This window comes from Hydrogenophaga sp. L76 (assembly GCF_057654755.1).
Genome location: NZ_CM172807.1, coordinates 491263 through 510577 on the forward strand (window position 1 = coordinate 491263; position 19315 = coordinate 510577).

Genomic DNA, 19315 nt, shown 5'->3' on the forward strand with positions numbered 1-19315 from the left:
CCTTCCGGGGTTTGAAAAACCTCATTGAAAGAACAAACATGTCTCAAGCATTTGACGTCGTCGTGATCGGCGCCGGCCCCGGCGGCTACATCGCCGCCATCCGCGCTGCCCAGCTGGGCTTCAAGGTCGCGTGTATCGACGAGTGGAAAAACGCCGCTGGCGGCCCGGCCCCGGGCGGCACCTGCACCAACGTCGGTTGCATTCCGTCCAAGGCCCTGCTGCAGTCCAGCGAGCACTTCGAGCACGCCAACCACCATTTCTCCGAGCATGGCATCAGCACCGGCAAGGTGACGATGGACGTGGCCAAGATGGTGGGCCGCAAGGACACCGTGGTGAAGCAGAACAACGACGGCATCCTCTACCTGTTCAAGAAGAACAAGATCACCTTCTTCCACGGCCGTGGCTCGTTCTTGAAGGCGGCTGACGGTGGCTACGAAGTCCAGGTATCGGGTGCCAAGGAAGAGGTCCTCACCGGCAAGCAGATCGTGATCGCCACCGGCTCCAACGCCCGCGCGCTGCCCGGCACGCCGTTCGACGAGGTCAACGTGCTGTCCAACGACGGCGCATTGCGCATTGGCGCCGTGCCGAAGAAGCTGGTGCTGATCGGCTCCGGGGTGATCGGCCTGGAAATGGGCTCGGTCTGGCGCCGCCTGGGCGCTGACGTCACCATCCTCGAAGGTCTGCCGACCTTCCTCGGCGCGGTGGACGAGCAGATCGCCAAGGAAGCCAAGAAGGCCTTCGACAAGCAGGGACTGAAGATCGAACTCGGCGTGACCGTCGGCGAGATCAAGACCGGCAAGAAGGGGGTGAGCGTGGCCTACACCAACGCCAAGGGCGAAGCTCTGACGCTGGACGCCGACAAGCTGATCGTCTCGATCGGCCGCGTCCCCAACACCGTCGGCCTGAACGCTGAAGCCGTGGGCCTGGCGCTGGACGAGCGCGGCGCCATCATGGTGGACGCCGAGTGCAAGACCAACCTGCCGGGCGTGTGGGCGGTGGGCGATGTGGTGCGTGGCCCGATGCTGGCGCACAAGGCGGAAGAGGAGGGCGTGGCCGTGGCCGAGCGCATCGCGGGCCAGCACGGGCATGTCAACTTCAACACCATCCCCTGGGTCATCTACACCAGCCCCGAGATCGCCTGGGTCGGCCGCACCGAACAGCAGCTCAAGGCGGACGGTGTGGCGTACAAGGCGGGCACCTTTCCGTTCCTGGCCAACGGCCGTGCCCGCGCGCTGGGCGACACAACCGGCATGGTCAAGTTCCTGGCCGATGCGACCACCGACGAGATCCTGGGCGTGCACATCGTCGGCCCGATGGCTTCAGAGCTGATCTCCGAAGCGGTGGTGGCCATGGAGTTCAAGGCCAGTGCGGAAGACATCGCGCGCATCTGCCATGCGCACCCGTCGCTGTCGGAAGCCACGAAGGAAGCCGCACTCGCGGTGGACAAGCGCACCTTGAACTTCTGATCCGGGTTCGCCCTTGTCGGTCCGCAGCACCTACGAAGCCGCGCTCAAGGAGCGCGGCTACACCACCGACCCCGCCCAGCAGCGTGCCATCGATGCGCTGGAGCGGTGTGCGTCCGAGTGGGCAACGTACAAGCAGCGCCGCTCCAACGCGCTGAAGAAGATGTTTGTCAACCCGGAGATCCCGCGCGGGGTTTACATGTTTGGCGGGGTGGGGCGGGGCAAGAGCTTCCTGATGGACTGCTTCTACAACGCGGTCCCGCTGCGCCGCAAGACGCGGCTGCACTTCCACGAGTTCATGCGCGAGGTGCACCGGGAGTTGCGCGACCTGCAGGGCACAGTGAACCCGCTGGACGAGCTGGGCGCGCGCATCGCCAAGCGCTACAAGCTGATTTGTTTTGACGAATTCCATGTGGCGGATGTGACCGACGCCATGATCCTGCACCGCCTGCTGGACGCGCTGTTCAAGGCCGGCGTGGGCTTCGTCACCACCTCCAACTTCCATCCGGACGGCCTGTACCCGGACGGTCTGCACCGCGACCGCATCCTGCCGGCCATCGAGCTGCTGAAATCGCGTCTGGAGGTGCTCAGCGTGGACAACGGCACCGACTACCGCCAGCGCACGCTCACGCACATCCAGCTGTACCACTGCCCGCTGGGACCGACGGCCGACGCGGCAATGGAAAAGACCTTTGGCGAACTGGCCGAAATGACCGACCAGGACCCGGTGATGCACATCGAGTCGCGCGAAATCCGCTCGCTGCGCCGCGCTGGTGGCGTGATCTGGTTCGATTTCCGCACGCTCTGTGGCGGGCCGCGCTCGCAGAACGACTACCTGGAAATCGCGTCGCAGTTCCACACGCTGCTGCTGTCCAACGTGCCGCAGATGGCGGTGCGCCAGGCGTCCGAGGCACGGCGCTTCACCTGGTTGATCGATGTGCTGTACGACCGGCGTGTCAAGCTGGTGATGTCGGCCGCCGTGCCGCCGGAGCAGCTGTATCTGGAAGGGCCGATGTCGCACGAGTTCCCGCGCACGGTATCGCGCCTGGGCGAGATGCAGTCGGCCGAATACCTGACATTGGAACACCGGCAGGTGGATACCGGTCTTACTTGACGGCGTAGCCCCCACACTCCGCCGCTGCGCGGGTCGCTGCCCCCAAGGGGGCTGTTTCGCCTTGGGGCAGCCCGGCGGCGAAACCCGCATGGCGCAGAAAAGCGTTCAACCCAAAGGGTCAAACTTGACGATGGTCAGCGACAGGTTGTCGCCCATGCCTTTGGCACGCGAACGCGCTTTCTGGATCAGGAATTCGCACGCTTCACGCGGGGTGAGCATGGCCACCGTACTGGCGAGTTCTGCCGGCGTGAAGTAGTGCCAGACACCGTCGCTACAGGCGAGCAGGGCGTCTCCCGGCCCGAGCTTGTGCGCCACGTGGATGTCCACCGGGGGATCGTTGTCGGTACCTAGGCAGCCCATGAGGATGTTGGAGTGGGGGTGGTCCAGCGCCTCTTCTTCCGTGATCTCGCCCTGGTTGACCAGGGTCTGCACATAGGAATGGTCCATGGTGCGAAAGATCATCTGACCGTTGCGGAAGTGGTAGATGCGTGAATCGCCAGCGTGGATCCAGTGGCTGTCGCCACCCGGGTTCACCAGGAAGGCTGCGACAGTGCTGTGCGGTTCCTGTTCGGCAGAGACCGCTGTCAGCTTGATGACCAGATGCGACTCTTCCACGATCTGGCGCAGCATCGCCGACGGGTCGTCGGTCTCGGGATCAAAGCGTTCAAAGAGCTGTCGCGCGGTCAGCATGACCTGGTCCGATGCCTTGCGCCCACCGCTGCGTCCCCCCATGCCATCGGCGATCACCGACAGCAGGCAGCCGTCGTGGCGCTGGTGGTGGAGCAGGCAGACCTGATCCTGCTGGTAATCGCGATCACCCCGGTGGATGCCGGTGGACGCGTGGATGCGGTAGCCTTTGGACATGTGGATCAAAAATCAGGGCGACACAGGCGGTGTCGAGGCGATGCGAATGGTAACGAGAATTCCCTACAGAGACCGAGACTATCACCAAATGCGCTTGATTCATCCGGCTGGCGGGCCGTGGTGTGTGGTGTCCTGTTGCGCCTTGTCCACCATCGGGTTGTCGGTGCCAGCGGGAGGCGTCGTTTGACCCGTTTTGTGGACGCGGTCGAGGCTGTTTTTGCCGCCGATGGACCCTTGGCTGTGACCACCCCCGGAGGTCTGCAGCCGCGCCAGGCGCAGATTCACATGGCGCGCGCCGTGGCCGAGGCCCTGGAGGCGCAGACCTGGCTTGCGGTGGAGGCCGGTACCGGTGTGGGCAAGACCTTTGCCTACCTCGCGCCGCTGTTGTTGAGCGGACGCCGAGCCCTGCTGTCGACCGCCACCCAGTCTCTGCAGGAACAGCTGTTTGCGCGCGACATCCCGGCGCTGAGCCGGGCGCTGGGTCTTCCGGTGCGGGTGGCCTTGCTCAAGGGCCGCGCCAGCTACGTCTGTCTGCAACGGCTGGAGCAGGCGCGCAGCGGGCCTGTGGCCGGCACGTTGCGCGACCCGGCGCTGGCCGCCGGGCTGGAGCACGTGCAACGCTGGGCCAGCGCATCGGTGCAGGGCGACCTCGCCGAATTGCCGGGGCTTGATGAGCGCTCGCCGCTGCGCCCCTGGGTCAGCTCCACGCGAGAGAACTGTCTGGGGGACGCTTGCCCGCGGCTGGCGAGCTGTCATGTGAACCGGGCCCGGCGTGCGGCCCAGCAGGCCGACTGGGTGGTGATCAACCACCACCTGTACTTCTCGGATCAGGCCGTGCAGGCGTCTGGCCTGTCGGAACTGTTGCCGCAGGTTGAGGTGGTGGTGTTTGACGAGGCCCACCGGCTCAACGAGATCGGGGTGCAGTTCATGGGCGTATCGCTGGACTCGGGGCGATTGCGCGCGCTGGCGCGCGAACTGGCGAGCCAGGGGCCGGTGTGGGCGCGCGGTCAGCGACCCTGGGCGCATCTGGCGCTGGAGCTGGAGCAGGCCGTACACCACCTGGCGCGGGTTCCACGGTCGGGTGCGGTACCCGCTGGGCGTTGTCGCTGGTCGTCGCCAACCCCCGAGGGGCTGGATCCGCGACTCTGGACGCAGGCCTTGCATGGCCTGGCCCAGGCCCTGCGCGCCATGGAGCAGGCGCTGGAGGCTACCCAGGGTGCTGCGGTCGAGCTGCAGCGCCTCCTGGACACCGTGCGCGGATTGTTGGCCGACTGGCCCCGCTGGACAGAACCACCGACGGCCAGCACAGCCCGTGAAGCCGTGCGTTGGGCCGATGTGGACGAGGCCGGTGGCTGGCGCCTGGTCAGCGTGCCGCCGGACGCTTCGGCCCGCTTTGCGCTGGCGGGCACGGCACCTCAGGCGGCGCGCAGCTGGATATTCACTTCGGCCACGCTGGGCGGCGACGATGCGCTGCGCTGGTTCACCGAGCCGCTGGGCCTGCAACACCACGAGGAGTTGCGCACCCTGCGACTGCCCAGTCCGTTTGACCACGCCTCGCTGGCCTCCCTGTATGTGCCCCACGACCTGCCGGAACCCGGTGAACCCGATCACACGCCGCGGCTGGCGCAGGCGGTTGCGCGTTGGGCGTCGCGCCTGGGCGGGCGCACCCTGGTACTGACCACCACCCTGCGCGCGGCCAGCCGCATGACCGATCTGCTCGCTGAAATGTTGCCCATCGGCTCGGGCGCTGCGCTGCAGGTGCTGGGCCAGGGTCGTTTGTCCCGGCGTGCGCTGCTGGCGCGGTTCCGCGCGGCTGCCGGCGTTGGTCAGCCGGGTGCCATCCTTGTGGCGTCTGCGTCGTTCTGGGAGGGTGTGGATCTGGCAGGGGATGTGCTGCAGCTGCTGGTGATCGACAAGCTGCCTTTTCCCTCACCCGGCGATCCCTTGATCGAGGCGCGGGCCCAGAAACACACCGATGCCGGGCTCAGCGCGTTCAACGGTGTCTATCTGCCCCAGGCAGCGCTGGCGCTCAGGCAAGGGGTCGGGCGCCTGATCCGCAGCGAAACCGACCGCGGGGTGCTGGTGATCGGAGACCGGCGTCTGCTGACCCGGTCCTATGGCAATGCCTTGCTGGCCGCGCTGCCACCGATGCTGCGACTGGTGGACGAAGACGAAGTGATGCGCGCGCTGAAAGAGCTCGCGCTCACCAGAGCTTCCACCAAGGCTCGCTGACGGACTTGCCACCCTGGCCGAGGTAGGCGCTTTGCGGGTAGTTGGCCTGCATCACCCGGCGGGCATCGTCACGCAACTGGGTCATGCCGAGTGCGTCGTAGCTGCGCACCAGAATGAACAGCGCTTCTTCCAGTGCCGGGGCGTCGGTGTAGTCGGTCAAGGCACTCTGCACCCGGTTGATGGCGGCCACGTAGGCGCCCCGGTTGTAGTAGTAGCGGGCGACGTGTACCTCGTACTGCGCCAGTGAGTTCACGATGTAGGTCATGCGCACGCGCGCATCGGGCGCATAACGCGAATCGGGGAATCGTGTCACGACCTCACGCAGCGATTCGAACGAGGCCTTGGCCGCCTTCTGGTCGCGCTCGGACAGGTCCTGCCGCGCAAGCGAACCGAACAGGCCCAGGTTGTCATTGAAGTTGACCAGGCCCTTGAGGTACAGCGCGTAGTCCAGCGCGGGGCTGGCGGGATGCAGGCGCAGAAAGCGGTCGAGCGCGGCCAGGGCCTGTGCCTGTTCGCCGGCTTTGTAGTGGGCGTAGGCCTTGTCAAGCTGGGCTTGTTGGGCCAGCGGCGTGCCGGCTGCACGGCCTTCGAGCTTTTCGTACAGCGTCACGGCCTTTTCGAAGTTGCCGGCATCGCGCTCTTCAATGGCTTCGCTGTAAATCTTGTTGGGGCTCCAGCCCACGGTTTCGTCCACCGGCGTGCTGCTGCACCCCCACAGGGCGAGCAATGGTCCCAGCGTGCACAAAGACACAGCCGATAATCTGAACGAACGCTTCACACGCACACCTTTACAACAGGAAAACAGGTCTTGGCAGCAGAAATTATATCGACGGGGGGGCAGCCGACACCGGGGATGACCCCTGAGCCTTCCGAGCCAATGAACGGCGGCGATGACGTCCTGCTGGAAACCGAGACCCGTTGTTGCGAAATTCCGGTCGAGATGCACGGCTGGCGGGTCGACCGCGCACTGGCCCGCCTGATTCCCGAGTTCTCGCGTTCCTACCTGCAGCAGCTCATGGCCGATGGTGCGGTTCAGTTGCTCGGAACCACGGTCCACAAGCCGTCGGCCCGCGTCCAGGTGGGGCATCTGCTGCGGGTCGAATTGCGCCCCACGCAGCAGGCCATGGCCTTCGTCGCCCAGCCGATCGCGCTGGACGTGGTTTTCGAAGACACGCACCTGCTGGTGATCAACAAGCCCGCCGGGCTCGTGGTGCACCCGGCGGCCGGGAACTGGAGCGGCACGCTGCTCAATGGGCTGCTGGCCCACCACGCTGCTGCAGCCCAGTTGCCGCGCGCGGGCATTGTTCACCGGCTCGACAAGGACACCTCGGGCCTGATGCTGGTGGGCAAGAGCCGGCCGGCGGTGGACGCCCTGGTGCGTGCCATCGCTGCACGCGAGGTGCATCGCGGGTATCTCGCGCTGGCGCAGGGCCGCTGGAAGGGCGCGGCCGAGCAGGTGGTGGACCAGCCTGTGGGCCGCGACACCCACAACCGCTTGCGCATGGCGGTGCTGCGGCCCGGTGCCACCAGTGGCAAACCCGCCCAGACCACCATCCGGCTGCTCGACGGCAACGACCAGGCCTGCCTGGTGGCCTGCAAGCTGCACACCGGCCGCACGCACCAGATCCGGGTGCACATGGCCTGGCTGGGGCATCCGCTGGCGGGTGATGCGCTGTACGGCGGCAAACCTTTGTTCGGTATGCTGCGCCAGGCCTTGCACGCCACGCGCCTGCGTCTTTTGCACCCGATCTCGGGCGTTCAGCTCGCATTCCAGTCCGCGCCACCGGGCGATTTTCAGGAAGCACTGGAACAGGCCGGGCTCCATTACAATGATGCCCAGTTGGGGTGACGCCACCCTGGCTGTGCAAAAGCCTTCAGCAGGCCGCTTTTTCGGGATGGTTCCCGATGATTTTGACAGCCCCACCCGGATGGCTCCGCCCGATGCCCTGATGTTGCGGACCGCCTGGTGACCCAGCCCCGCCGCCGGGCGGGCACACCAGCAGCCTTCGCATCCTCCGCAGCCCGGACCGGACAACCGGTTTTTGACAGACACCAGCGATGAACACCACGGATGCCCGACGCGTCCTCGAGACCGCTTTGATCTGCGCGCCGCAACCGCTCTCCGTGCGGGAGCTGGGCGTGCTTTTCGACATGGAGGTCTCGCCCGACACCCTCAAGAGCCTGCTGGCTGACCTGCAGCTGGAGTGGGCTGGTCGCGGCGTGGAGTTGGTGCAGGTGGCCAGCGGCTGGCGTTTCCAGAGCCGGCCTGAAATGCGCCCCTATCTGGACCGGCTGCACCCCGAGAAGCCCCCCCGATACACCCGCGCCACGCTGGAAACGCTGGCCATCATCGCCTACCGCCAGCCCGTCACCCGGGGTGACATGGAAGACATCCGCGGCGTGACCATCAACTCACTGCTCCTGAAGCAACTTGAAGACCGGGGCTGGGTCGAAGTGATCGGTCACCGCGAAACGGTGGGACGACCGGCCCTGTTTGCCACCACCCGCCAGTTTCTGGACGATCTGGGCCTGGCTTCGCTGGACCAGCTGCCGCCGCTCGAAGGCAGCGAGGTGCAGGAGTCCGCGCTGGACAGACTGGACTTCGAGGCGCTTTCATCGAGCCTGGTGCCCGAGGCGGGCGAAACCGTTGAGGTGTCATTGATAGACGCCGAACCCACCGAATCCGAAACCGCGACCGAGATGCCCGAGCCTTCCACAGGAACACCATGACCATGGCGAACACCCCCACACCTCCAGACACCCCCCGCGAGGTCGAAATGGTCGAACCCGTCGGCCACGACACGACCGCGCCGCAGGCGCAGAGTGATGTCCCTGTGGCGCCGGCCCGGCCCCCGGTCGAAGCACCCGTCGCATTGCAGTTCGATGACGTGGTCAGTGGCGCATTTGATGCTGAGCAGGAACAGGACCTGCCACTGCCGACCAAACGCGTGCTCGCGCCCCAAGCCGACTCGCCGAAGCTGCACAAGGTGCTGGCGCAGGCGGGCATGGGCTCGCGGCTGGAGATGGAACAGTTGATCCTGGAAGGTCGCATTTCCGTCAACGGCGAGCCCGCCCACGTGGGCCAGCGCATCCAGTTTGGCGATGTGATCAAGGTCAATGGCAAGCAGGTGCGTGTGCGCATGACACCGCCGCCGCCGCGCGTGCTGGCCTATCACAAGCCTGCAGGCGAAGTCGTGTCCCATGATGATCCGCAGAACCGCCCCACCGTGTTTCGCCGCCTGCCGCGCCTGTACCAGGGCAAATGGCAATCGGTCGGGCGACTCGATCTGAACACCGAAGGCCTGCTGTTGCTGACCGACTCGGGCGAACTGGCGAATCGCTTGATGCACCCGCGTTTCGGTCTGCAACGCGAGTACGCGGTGCGCGTGCTCGGTGCCTTGTCCAATGAAGAAAAACAGCGCCTGCTCGACGGTGTGCGACTGGACGACGGTGTGGCCCAGTTCTCGAGCATCGAAGACGGCGGCGGTGAAGGGGCCAACTGCTGGTACCGCGTGACCATCGGCGAGGGGCGCAACCGCGAGGTGCGCCGCATGCTCGAAGCCGTGGGTCATGCGGTCAGCCGCCTGATCCGCATCCGTTACGGCGCCATGATGCTGCCGCGGGGGCTCAAGCGGGGTGTCTGGGTGGAGCTGGACCAGCAGGACATCGACCGACTGACCGCTGCTGCCGGCATGCCGGCAGTCACTGGCGACGATCGTGCACCCCGTGGCCGGCACCCGGCCACGCGCGGTAAGCCGGCACCCAAGGGTGGCGGGCGCAACTACGGCAACCCGCCCGGCAGCCGGGGTGAAGCGCCCGCTGTGCGGCGCAGCAGCATGTTTGGGACACCCTCCGACAACCCCAAGGCCCGTGGCGGCAAGCCCGGCGGGCAGGGCGGCGGCGCTGCCCAACCTGATCCCTTGAAAACCTCGTTCGGCTACATCGGCCAGGACGCCCTGCAGCGCAAGCGCGAGCAGGATGGCGCTCGTGGCGGTCCGTCCGGCGGTGGTCGCCGCCGTGGTGGCGGTGGCGGGCGTTCTGGCGGGCGCTGAGCTTCCAGGGCTGCGGCGCGTGCCCCGTGCAAGTCACGGGGCGATGTAGAATCAAAGGCTTTGCAGCACCGCGAAAAAATCGTTTTTATCAATAAATTCAAGGACCACCATGGCCATCGAACGCACCCTCTCGATCATCAAACCCGACGCCGTTGCCAAGAACGTGATCGGCCAGATTTACGCCCGTTTTGAAGCTGCCGGCCTGAAGGTCGTGGCCGCCCGCATGGCCCACCTGTCGCGCGGCGAAGCTGAACAGTTCTACGCTGTGCACAAAGAGCGTCCTTTTTTCAAGGACCTGGTGGACTTCATGATCTCCGGCCCGGTGATGATCCAGGCGCTGGAAGGCGAAGGCGCGATTGCCAAGAACCGCGACCTGATGGGTGCTACCGACCCGAAGAAGGCCGCAGCCGGCACCATCCGCGCCGACTTCGCCGACAGCATCGACGCCAACGCCGTGCACGGCTCTGACGCCCCCGAGACGGCCGCCGCTGAAGTGGCGTTCTTCTTTGCCGGCATGAACGTCTACACGCGCTGAAACAGCCGCGCGTTGATCATGTGATGACGGCCAACCTGCTCGACCTTGATCTTGAGGGCCTGGCCGCCTTTTGCGAACAGCTGGGCGAAAAGCGTTTCCGCGCCGTCCAGCTGTTTCGCTGGATCCATCAAAAAGGGGCCTCTCGTTTCGACGAGATGACCGATCTCGCCAAAAGCCTGCGCGAGAAACTGCCCTCGGTCTGCCACATCACCGACCTGCCGGTGCTCTCGCGCCAGGAATCGACCGACGGCACCATCAAGTGGCTTTTCGATGTGGGTGACGGCAACGCGGTGGAAACCGTGTTCATTCCTGAAGACGATCGGGGCACCCTCTGCATTTCTTCCCAGGCCGGATGTGCCGTGGGATGCCGTTTCTGCTCCACCGGCCACCAGGGCTTTTCGCGCAACCTCACCACCGGCGAGATCCTGGCGCAGCTCTGGCACGCCGAACATTTCCTGCGCAAGCACCTGAAGTCCGCCGACCGCGTGATCACCAATGTGGTGATGATGGGCATGGGCGAGCCGCTGCAGAACTACAGCGCCCTCGTGCCCGCCCTGCGCGTGATGCTGGACGACCACGGTTATGGCCTGTCACGCCGCCGGGTCACGGTGTCGACCTCGGGTGTCGTACCGATGATCGACCGCCTGGCGCAGGACGTGCCGGTGGCGCTGGCCGTTTCGCTGCATGCGCCCAACGATGCCCTGCGCGACTCGCTGGTACCGTTGAACCGCAAATACCCGATCGCCGAGCTGCTCGACGCCTGCCTGCGTTACCTGCCGGCCGCGCCGCGCGACTTCATCACCTTCGAGTACTGCATGCTGGAGGGGGTGAACGACCAGCCCGAGCACGCGCAGCAATTGCTGAAGCTGGTCAAGACGCACGGTGGTCGCGGCGTTCCGTGCAAAATCAACCTCATTCCGTTCAACCCCTTCCCTGACTCGGGGCTCAAGTGCTCACCGCGTGCCGTGGTACTGCGCTTCGGGCAGATCCTCAACGAGGGCGGGGTGGTCACGACGGTGCGCAAGACCCGTGGCGATGACATCGACGCTGCCTGCGGCCAGTTGGCGGGCGACGTGCTCGACCGCACCGACGCAGCCCGCCGCCTGGCCGAGCGCCGCCAGGACGCCGCCGTGCAACCCATCCGATTCGTGCACACAGCCAAGGACCCACAGGTATGACAGACGCATTTGCCCACAGCCACCGGGATCGCGCTCCTTCCATGTTGCCGGCCGCCTCGTGTGTGGTGCCCGGCGCCCGGTCAAACGGCGAAGGACAGCGATTCTGGGTCAGCACCGTGATGCTGTGGCTGCTGCTGGCCGCCGGTGTGGCACTGTTGTCGGCTTGCGCCGGGGCACCGGCTTCGGCCACCACGACCACGGCCGAGCCGATCACCGATTCCGATGAACCCGAGACGCGCAAGCGGGCCCGGATTCGCCTGGAGCTGGCGTCGAGCTATTTTGAACAAGGGCAAAACACGGTGGCGCTGGACGAAATCAAGCAGTCGCTGGCCGCCGACCCGGGCTACGGGCCGGCGTACGTGTTGCGCGGGCTCGTCTACATGCGGCTGAACGATGCCCGGCTGGCCGAGGACAGTTTCCGCCGCGCCCTGCAGATCAATCCCCGTGACCCGGACGCACTGCACAATTACGGCTGGTTCACCTGCAACCAGAACCGTTACACCGAAGCCATCCAGCTCTTTACCCGGGCGCTGGCCAGCCCGGTCTACGGAGGCCAGGCCAAGACCTACATGGCCAAGGGGATCTGCCAGACCCGCATGGGCCAGCTGGCCGAGGCCGAAGGCAGTTTTGCGCGCTCCTACGAGCTGGACGCCGCCAACCCCATCACAGGCTACAACCTGGCGGCGCTGCTCTTCAAACGGGGTGACGACACGCGTGCCCAGTTCTATATCCGGCGTCTGAACAACTCCGATCTGGCCAATGCCGAGACGCTGTGGCTGGGCATCAAGGTTGAGCGCAAGTTGAACAACACCGCTGCGGTCGGCCAGCTGGCGCAACAGCTGGAGCGGCGGTATCCGAAGTCGCGTGAATGGGCGGCCTACCAACGGGGTTCGTTCCATGAATGAGTCGGTGATCCACGATCAACAGGTCAACGGCGCCTGCGCTGTCGAACCGGTCTGGTCCGCACCGGTGCTGCTGCGCCAGGCGCGGGAAGCCGCGGGCCTGCACATCGCCGCACTGGCGGCGGCGCTGAAGGTGCCGGTCAAGAAGCTGGAAGCGCTGGAAGCCGGGCGTTATGACGAGCTGCCCGACCTGACGTTTGCACGTGCACTGGCGTCCAGTGCCTGCCGCCAGCTCAAGACCGACCCGGGTCCCATCCTCGAACAGATTCCCCAGGGGAACATGCCTGTGCTGGGCGACTCCCGACTGACCATCAATGCGCCTTTCAAGGGCGATCAGGGTGCGTCGACCTTCAGTCCCCTGGACGGACTGCGCCGTCCGGCGGTGTTGATTGCTTCGCTGGCGCTGCTGGGAGCGCTGTTGATTGCGTTGGTGCCCGACTGGAGTGCCTTGCCGGGGAAGGACCTGCTGACAGGCGCCACGGGTGTTTTCAGCAGCGATCCCACGACTGGCAAAGTGGTGACGACCGTTGTGCCACCTGCGCCGGGTTCAGACTCGCCGGACTCCAGCGCCGTGTCGCAGGTGTCCACTGTGACCGACGTGCTTGCTGCGCCAGCCTCTGGCGCACCGGCCGAGCCTGTGCTGGCTCAGGCTCCAGTGCTTTCTGAAACGCCACCCGTTGCGCTCGCTGAACCGGTCGCTTCGGGCAGCCTCCTGATCCTGCAGGCGACCAGCGACTCCTGGGTCGAAGTGATCGACGGCACGGGCAAGGTGCAGGTGCAGCGCATGCTCAAAGCGGGTGATGCGCTGAATTTTTCCAGCCCGCCGCCCTATTCGGTGGTGCTCGGTCGCGCCGATGCGGTGCAGGTTCAGGTGCGCGGGCGTCCATTTGACGTGACGCCTTTTGCCCGCAACAGCGTGGCCCGATTCGAGGTGAAATGACCATGGACATGCCTGTAGCCAACCGGTCTGTGATGGAGAACAACCCAACCGCTGCACCGGTCGCACTGGCTGGCGCCCGACCGCGCAGGACGCGGCAGGGGGTGGTGTCCTGGGGTGATCATCACGTGACGGTGGGTGGTGACGCGCCGGTGCGCCTGCAGTCCATGACCAACACCGACACGGCCGACGCCATCGGCACCGCGATCCAGGTCAAGGAGCTGGCCATCGCCGGGTCCGAGCTGGTGCGCATCACGGTCAACAACGACGAAGCGGCCAGGGCGGTGCCCCACATCCGCGAGCAGCTGGACCGCATGGGCATTAACGTGCCCCTGATCGGCGATTTCCATTACAACGGCCACAAGCTGCTGAGCGACCACCCGGCCTGCGCCGAGGCCTTGTCCAAGTACCGCATCAACCCCGGCAACGTGGGCAAGGGCGAAAAAGGCGACCGCCAGTTCGCCCAGATGGTCGAGATCGCGGCCCGTCACGACAAGGCCGTGCGCATCGGCGTGAACTGGGGCAGCCTCGACCAGGACCTGCTGGCCCGCCTGATGGACCAGAACTCGCAGCGTGCCGAGCCCTGGGACGCGCGCCAGGTGATGTACGAGGCGCTGATCATGTCGGCGCTCGATTCCGCGGCCAAGGCCGAGGCACTGGGTCTGAACGGCAACAACATCTTCCTGTCCTGCAAGGTCAGCGGCGTGCAGGACCTGATCGCGGTCTACCAGGCCCTGGCCCAGCGCTGCGACTACGCGCTGCACCTGGGTCTGACCGAGGCCGGCATGGGCACCAAGGGCGCTGTGGCATCGGCGGCGGCGCTGTCGGTGCTGCTGCAGCAGGGCATCGGCGACACCATCCGCGTCTCGCTCACGCCGCAGCCCGGCGAGGCCCGCACGCAGGAGGTGGTGATTGCCGCCGAGATACTGCAGTCATTGGGCCTGCGTGCCTTCGTGCCCAGTGTCACCGCTTGCCCGGGCTGTGGCCGCACCACCAGCACCACCTTCCAGGAACTCGCCAAGCAGATCGACGACTACCTGCGCTCGTCGATGCCGGTCTGGCGCGAGCGTTACCCTGGCGTCGAAAACCTGAAGGTCGCGGTGATGGGCTGCATCGTCAACGGCCCCGGTGAAAGCAAGCACGCCGACATCGGCATCAGCCTGCCAGGTACCGGCGAAGCGCCGGCTGCGCCCATCTTCATCGATGGCCAGAAGGCGATGACCTTGCGCGGCGAAGGCATCGCCCGCGAATTCCAGCAGATCGTTGAAAACTACATAGAAAAGAGATTCGGCGCAGCTGTCTGACTTTGTCTCTGGTGCCGCTGGACGGTGCCGGCATTTCAGATGGTGCCCGGTCGCACCGCATTCCCATGGCAGAAAAACTCAGCGCCGTCAAAGGCATGAACGACATCGCTCCTCCCGTGTCCGCACACTGGGAGTGGCTCGAAGACAAACTGCGCTCGCTCATGCAGCGCTACGGCTACCGCAACCTGCGCACACCCATCGTGGAGCCCACGGCACTGTTCGTTCGCGGCCTGGGCGAGGTGACCGACATCGTCGAGAAGGAGATGTATTCCTTCGAAGACCGGCTCAACGGCGAGCAGCTGACCCTGCGCCCGGAAAACACCGCCGGTGTGGTGCGTGCTGCGGTTGAACACTCGCTGCTGTACGACGGTGGCAAGCGCCTCTATTACATGGGGCCGATGTTCCGCCACGAGCGCCCGCAGCGTGGCCGCTACCGCCAGTTCCACCAGTTCGGTGCCGAGGCGCTGGGCTTTGTCGGCCCCGATGTGGACGCCGAGCTGATCGTGCTCGCCTGCGACCTCTGGGCTGAACTGGGTCTGGAAGGCATCGAGCTGGAAATCAACAGCCTGGGCCAGCCGGCCGAGCGCCAGGCGCACCGCCAGGCGCTGATTGCCTACCTGGAAGGCCACGCTGACCAGCTCGATGAAGACGCCAGGCGCCGTCTGCACAGCAACCCGCTGCGCATCCTGGACACCAAGAACCCGGCGATGCAGGCGCTCGTCAACGCGGCGCCGCGCCTGATGGACCACCTGGGCACCGAGTCGCTGGACCACTTCAACCGCCTGCGTGGTCTGCTCGACGCGCACGGCATCGCCTACCGCATCAACCCGCGCCTGGTGCGCGGCATGGACTACTACAACCTCAGCGTGTTCGAGTTCGTGACCACGCAGCTGGGGTCGCAGGGCACGGTCTGCGCCGGTGGCCGCTACGACGGCCTGTTCGAACAGATTGGTGGCAAGGCCGCACCGGCCGTGGGCTGGGCGCTGGGCATGGAGCGCATCCTGGAGCTGCTGAAAGAGCAGGGCAGGCTGCCCGAACAGCCCACGCCTGATGCCTACGCCGTGGTGCCCGATGCGGGCAGCGTGTCCCGGGTCATGCCGGTGTTGCGCGCCCTGCGCCAGCAGGGCGTGCGGGTGCAGATGCACGCTGGCGGTGCCGAAGGCATGGGCAGCATGAAGTCGCAATTCAAGAAGGCCGACGCCAGCGGGGCGCGTTTTGCACTCATCTTTGGCGCCGATGAGCTGGCGCAAGGTTTGGTGTCGGTCAAGCCCTTGCGCGGTTCGCGTCCGGGTGAAGGGGCAGGGGACATGCCCGCCCAGGTGGCCCAGCCGCTGGCCGATCTGGCCGCCTGGGCGCAGAGCCTGCGCTGAGGCCTTTTGCTCCGGGCATGCCCCGGTCAGCCCTGGCGACCGGCAGCGCCCTACAATCCCACGTTACTCACTGACTACCACCCATGGCCAAACACCTCGACCTTGAAGAGCAGGAACAGCTCGACCAGATCAAACACTTCTGGGACCAGTACGGCAATCTGATCACCTGGGTCTTGATCGCTGCGTTTGGCAGCCTGGCTGCCTGGAACGGCTGGAACTACTGGCAACGCGATCAGGCGACCAAGGCATCCGCCCTGTACGAAGAAATCGAGCGCGCCGCACTGGCGGGCGATGCCGACAAGATCGGGCGCGCCTACGCCGAGATGAAAGACCGCTTTGCCAGCACCACGTTTGCCGCACAAGGGGCTTTGCTGGCGAGCAAGACGCTGTACGAAGCCGGCAAGGCCGATGGTGCACGCGCGGCGCTCACCTGGGTGTCGGAAGAGTCGTCGGACACATCGCTCCAGGCCATTGCCCGTTTGCGGCTGGCGGCGCTGGATGTGGAATCCAAGGCTTTTGACCAGGCCTTGAAGACACTGGAAACGCCGATGCCCAAGGCCTTCGAACCGCTCGCTGCGGACCGCCGGGGCGATGTGTTCCTGGCCCAGGGGAAGACCGAAGAAGCCAAGGCCCAGTACCAGGCCGCATGGCGTGCGCTGGGTCCACAAACCGAATACCGCCAGCTGGTGGAAGTCAAACTCGCGTCGCTGGGGGTGGATGCTTCCACGCTGGGCGGCGCTGCGGAGGTGACGCGTTGATGAAGTCAATCATGCCCCAGGGAAATGGGTTTTCGGTGCAACTGGCTAAACGGAGGCGTTCGCTCCTGTCTGGGCTGGGTGTCGCCGTGGTCATCGGGCTGTCCGCCTGTTCTTCTTCGCCCGCCAAATTTGAACCGGCGCCCCTGCCGCCACCTGCGGCTTTGCTGGGCGCCAATCTCGCCTGGTCGACCCAGGTGGGGACATCCGGGACCGCTTTGATGCCGCTGGTCACGCCCGGCCGCGTGTTCGTGGCGGGCTCCACGGGCACCGTGGCGGCGCTCGATGCCGACACCGGCAAGGATGTGTGGCGCGTGGATCTGCGCACCGGCATTTCGGCGGGCGTGGGTTCGGACGGCCAGACGGCCGCTGTGATCACGCAGACCAACGACCTGGTGGCCATCGCCGAGGGGCGTGAACTCTGGCGCGTGCGCTTGCCGGCGCGCGCGTTCACGGCGCCACTGGTGGCGGGGCAGCGCGTGTTTGTGCTGACGGCGGACCGCAGCGTGACGGCCTTTGACGGTCGGACCGGTGCCCGGCTGTGGAGCCAGGCCCGCCCGGGTGAACCGCTGGTGCTGGGGCAGTCTGGCGTGCTGCTGGCGGTGGGCGACACCCTCGTCGCCGGCTTGTCCGCGCGCCTGACCGGCCTGAATCCCCTCAACGGCACGATCCGCTGGGAGGCCCTGGTGGCCAGCGCCCGGGGCACCAACGAGGTCGAACGCCTGGTGGACCTGGTGGGCACCGTCAGCCGGCAGGGCGACAGTGTCTGTGCGCGCGCCTTTGGCGCCGCAGTGGGTTGTGTGGACACCAGTCGTGGCGCTGTGGTGTGGAGCAAACCCGCACGCGGTTCCACCGGCGTGCATGGCGACGACCGCATGGTGTTTGGCACCGAGTCCGACGGCCGCGTGGTCGCCTGGCAACGCGCCAACGGTGAACGCAGCTGGGAAATCGAACGCCTCAAATACCGCGAACTCACGTCGCCGCTGGCCGTGGGCCGCGTGGTGGCCATTGGCGACAGCAAGGGACTGGTGCACCTGCTGTCCCGCGAGGACGGCAGCGAAATGAACCGGCTGTCAACCGACGGGTCACCGATCGTCGGTGCCCCGGTGCTGGCCGGGCAGATTCTGGTGGTGCAGACGCGCAACGGCGGCGTCTACGGCTGGCGTCCCCAATAACGATTGCAGGGCGAACCGCCGGTTCGCCTGGTCCTGAACGAAAGCTCTGTAGTGAAACCCGTCATCGCTCTGGTGGGGCGCCCCAATGTGGGCAAGTCCACCCTGTTCAACCGCTTGACGAGTTCTCGCGACGCCATCGTGGCCGACTTTGCCGGCCTGACCCGTGACCGCCACTACGGCAATGGCAAATCGGGCAAGCAGGAATACATCGTCATCGACACCGGTGGCTTCGAGCCCGCGGCCGAGTCTGGCATCTACAAGGAAATGGCCAAGCAGACCCGACAGGCCGTGGCCGAGTCGGACGTGGTGATTTTTGTTGTCGATGCGCGCGCCGGCGTCAACGCCCAGGACCATGAAATCGCCAAGTACCTGCGCCGCCTGGGCAAGCCCACCGTGCTGGTGGCCAACAAGGCCGAGGGCATGACGCAGGGTCTGCAACTGGTGGAATTTTTTGAGCTGGGTCTTGGCGAGGTGGTGCCGGTGTCCGGCGCACACGGTCAGGGCGTGCGCTCCATGCTGGATCTGGCGCTGGAGGCGATCCCGGGTCTTGCCGAAGAAGACGAAGAAGCGGCGGAAGTCGACACCAGTGTGATCCGCTTGGCGGTGGCGGGGCGTCCCAATGTGGGCAAGTCCACCTTGATCAACGTCTGGCTGGGCGAAGAGCGTCTGGTGGCCTTTGACCTGCCAGGCACCACGCGCGACACCATCTCGGTGCCCTTCGAGCGCGGCGGCCAGAAATACGAGCTGATCGACACCGCGGGCATCCGTCGCAAGGGGCGGGTGTTTGAAGCCATTGAGAAGTTCTCGGTGGTGAAGACCCTGCAGGCGATTGAAAACGCCCATGTGGTGCTGCTCTTGCTGGACGCCACCCAGGGCGTGACCGATCAGGACGCGCACATTGCGGGCTACATCCTGGAGAGCGGACGCGCCGTGGTGCTGGCGATCAACAAATGGGACGCCGTCGATGCCTACCAGCGCGAGCAGATCGAGCGCCAGATCGAAACCCGACTGGCGTTCCTGAAGTTCGCCTCGCTGCACCTGATCTCGGCCCAGAAGCGCCAGGGTCTGGGTCCGGTCTGGAAGTCGATCGCGCAGGCTCATGCGTCGGCCATGCGCAAGATGTCCACCCCCGTGCTCACGCGCTTGCTGATGGAAGCCGTGGCCTTCCAGGCGCCCACCCGCAGCGGCATGTTCCGCCCCAAGATGCGCTACGCGCACCAGGGCGGCATGAACCCGCCCGTGATCGTGATCCACGGCAATTCGCTGGAACACGTGCCTGACGCTTACACCCGCTTCCTTGAAGGCCGCTTCCGCAAGGCGTTTGACCTCGTGGGCACGCCGCTGCGCATCGAGTACAAGACGTCGGAGAATCCATTCAAGGAGTGAGCGTCTTTCCCGCCATCGCCTGTTCAAGCACAGCGGTGTGGTATGGTG

The 19315-nt window shown here is 65.9% G+C and carries 17 protein-coding genes; 15 read left to right on the plus strand and 2 right to left on the minus strand.

Annotation, left to right across the window (positions count from 1 at the left end):
• Positions 1-38 precede the first annotated feature (38 nt).
• Positions 39-1466, plus strand: coding sequence for a dihydrolipoyl dehydrogenase (gene lpdA / locus AC23D4_RS02280; protein ID WP_472887325.1), 1428 nt, complete (start codon positions 39-41; stop codon positions 1464-1466).
• Between the two features lie 13 nt (positions 1467-1479).
• A complete protein-coding gene (gene zapE, locus AC23D4_RS02285; RefSeq protein ID WP_472887324.1) occupies positions 1480-2577 on the plus strand; it encodes a cell division protein ZapE in 1098 nt (365 codons plus the stop codon).
• Positions 2578-2682: 105 nt separating this feature from the next.
• On the opposite strand, the gene AC23D4_RS02290 is transcribed toward zapE, so the two are convergent.
• A complete protein-coding gene (locus tag AC23D4_RS02290) occupies positions 2683-3441 on the minus strand; it encodes a PP2C family protein-serine/threonine phosphatase (RefSeq protein ID WP_472887323.1) in 759 nt (252 codons plus the stop codon).
• 240 nt (positions 3442-3681) lie between these two features.
• Here AC23D4_RS02290 and AC23D4_RS02295 point away from each other — a divergent pair, with 240 nt between their 5' ends.
• Complete coding sequence (locus AC23D4_RS02295) at positions 3682-5673, plus strand: ATP-dependent DNA helicase (protein ID WP_487623686.1); 1992 nt, start codon at positions 3682-3684, stop codon at positions 5671-5673.
• Here AC23D4_RS02295 and AC23D4_RS02300 read toward each other — a convergent pair.
• Positions 5645-6424 (minus strand): outer membrane protein assembly factor BamD, encoded by a 780-nt coding sequence (locus tag AC23D4_RS02300; protein ID WP_472887321.1) that lies wholly within the window; start codon positions 6422-6424, stop codon positions 5645-5647. The two genes, AC23D4_RS02295 and AC23D4_RS02300, sit on opposite strands and share 29 nt — an antisense overlap.
• A gap of 102 nt (positions 6425-6526) precedes the next feature.
• Between AC23D4_RS02300 and AC23D4_RS02305 the strand changes: the two genes are divergently transcribed.
• The 12 genes from AC23D4_RS02305 (at position 6527) to der (ending at position 19267) form a co-directional block, all read left to right on the plus strand.
• Positions 6527-7522 carry an RluA family pseudouridine synthase gene (locus tag AC23D4_RS02305; protein WP_472887320.1) on the plus strand — a complete coding sequence of 332 codons (996 nt, stop codon included), beginning with the start codon at positions 6527-6529 and terminating at the stop codon, positions 7520-7522.
• Positions 7523-7731: 209 nt separating this feature from the next.
• Positions 7732-8403: an SMC-Scp complex subunit ScpB gene (scpB, locus tag AC23D4_RS02310; protein ID WP_472887319.1), complete on the plus strand. Its 672-nt coding sequence runs from the start codon at positions 7732-7734 to the stop codon at positions 8401-8403.
• Positions 8400-9725 (plus strand): pseudouridine synthase, encoded by a 1326-nt coding sequence (locus tag AC23D4_RS02315; RefSeq protein ID WP_472887318.1) that lies wholly within the window; start codon positions 8400-8402, stop codon positions 9723-9725. Before scpB ends, AC23D4_RS02315 begins: the two co-directional genes overlap by 4 nt.
• A gap of 109 nt (positions 9726-9834) precedes the next feature.
• On the plus strand, positions 9835-10260 hold the full coding sequence (gene ndk / locus AC23D4_RS02320) for a nucleoside-diphosphate kinase (protein WP_305360518.1): 426 nt from the start codon (positions 9835-9837) through the stop codon (positions 10258-10260).
• A 23-nt stretch (positions 10261-10283) separates the two neighbouring features.
• On the plus strand, positions 10284-11438 hold the full coding sequence (gene rlmN, locus AC23D4_RS02325) for a dual-specificity RNA methyltransferase RlmN (RefSeq protein ID WP_472887317.1): 1155 nt from the start codon (positions 10284-10286) through the stop codon (positions 11436-11438).
• A gap of 119 nt (positions 11439-11557) precedes the next feature.
• Positions 11558-12343: a type IV pilus biogenesis/stability protein PilW gene (pilW, locus tag AC23D4_RS02330; protein WP_472887380.1), complete on the plus strand. Its 786-nt coding sequence runs from the start codon at positions 11558-11560 to the stop codon at positions 12341-12343.
• Complete coding sequence (locus AC23D4_RS02335; RefSeq protein ID WP_472887316.1) at positions 12336-13280, plus strand: RodZ domain-containing protein; 945 nt, start codon at positions 12336-12338, stop codon at positions 13278-13280. Before pilW ends, AC23D4_RS02335 begins: the two co-directional genes overlap by 8 nt.
• Before the next feature lie 32 nt (positions 13281-13312).
• Positions 13313-14581 carry a flavodoxin-dependent (E)-4-hydroxy-3-methylbut-2-enyl-diphosphate synthase gene (gene ispG, locus AC23D4_RS02340; RefSeq protein ID WP_472887379.1) on the plus strand — a complete coding sequence of 423 codons (1269 nt, stop codon included), beginning with the start codon at positions 13313-13315 and terminating at the stop codon, positions 14579-14581.
• 65 nt (positions 14582-14646) lie between these two features.
• Entirely contained in the window at positions 14647-15951 is a 1305-nt protein-coding gene (gene hisS, locus AC23D4_RS02345) for a histidine--tRNA ligase (RefSeq protein ID WP_472887315.1), read from the plus strand.
• 83 nt (positions 15952-16034) lie between these two features.
• Positions 16035-16709, plus strand: coding sequence for a YfgM family protein (locus tag AC23D4_RS02350; protein WP_472887314.1), 675 nt, complete (start codon positions 16035-16037; stop codon positions 16707-16709).
• An 11-nt stretch (positions 16710-16720) separates the two neighbouring features.
• Positions 16721-17881: an outer membrane protein assembly factor BamB gene (gene bamB / locus AC23D4_RS02355; protein WP_472887313.1), complete on the plus strand. Its 1161-nt coding sequence runs from the start codon at positions 16721-16723 to the stop codon at positions 17879-17881.
• 51 nt (positions 17882-17932) lie between these two features.
• Positions 17933-19267 carry a ribosome biogenesis GTPase Der gene (gene der / locus AC23D4_RS02360; RefSeq protein WP_472887312.1) on the plus strand — a complete coding sequence of 445 codons (1335 nt, stop codon included), beginning with the start codon at positions 17933-17935 and terminating at the stop codon, positions 19265-19267.
• The last annotated feature ends 48 nt before the right edge of the window (positions 19268-19315 follow it).

Bases quoted from the DNA above. Each gene is read 5' to 3' on its own strand.
- AC23D4_RS02305 (WP_472887320.1), top strand. From the start codon at position 6,527: ATGACCCCTGAGCCTTCCGAGCCAATGAACGGCGGCGATGACGTCCTG.
- AC23D4_RS02335 (WP_472887316.1), top strand. From the start codon at position 12,336: ATGAATGAGTCGGTGATCCACGATCAACAGGTCAACGGCGCCTGCGCT.
- scpB (WP_472887319.1), top strand. From the start codon at position 7,732: ATGAACACCACGGATGCCCGACGCGTCCTCGAGACCGCTTTGATCTGC.
- lpdA (WP_472887325.1), top strand. From the start codon at position 39: ATGTCTCAAGCATTTGACGTCGTCGTGATCGGCGCCGGCCCCGGCGGC.
- AC23D4_RS02315 (WP_472887318.1), top strand. From the start codon at position 8,400: ATGACCATGGCGAACACCCCCACACCTCCAGACACCCCCCGCGAGGTC.
- AC23D4_RS02350 (WP_472887314.1), top strand. From the start codon at position 16,035: ATGGCCAAACACCTCGACCTTGAAGAGCAGGAACAGCTCGACCAGATC.
- pilW (WP_472887380.1), top strand. From the start codon at position 11,558: ATGCTGTGGCTGCTGCTGGCCGCCGGTGTGGCACTGTTGTCGGCTTGC.
- bamB (WP_472887313.1), top strand. From the start codon at position 16,721: ATGCCCCAGGGAAATGGGTTTTCGGTGCAACTGGCTAAACGGAGGCGT.
- rlmN (WP_472887317.1), top strand. From the start codon at position 10,284: ATGACGGCCAACCTGCTCGACCTTGATCTTGAGGGCCTGGCCGCCTTT.
- ndk (WP_305360518.1), top strand. From the start codon at position 9,835: ATGGCCATCGAACGCACCCTCTCGATCATCAAACCCGACGCCGTTGCC.
- ispG (WP_472887379.1), top strand. From the start codon at position 13,313: ATGGAGAACAACCCAACCGCTGCACCGGTCGCACTGGCTGGCGCCCGA.
- hisS (WP_472887315.1), top strand. From the start codon at position 14,647: ATGGCAGAAAAACTCAGCGCCGTCAAAGGCATGAACGACATCGCTCCT.
- AC23D4_RS02290 (WP_472887323.1), bottom strand. From the start codon at position 3,441: ATGTCCAAAGGCTACCGCATCCACGCGTCCACCGGCATCCACCGGGGT.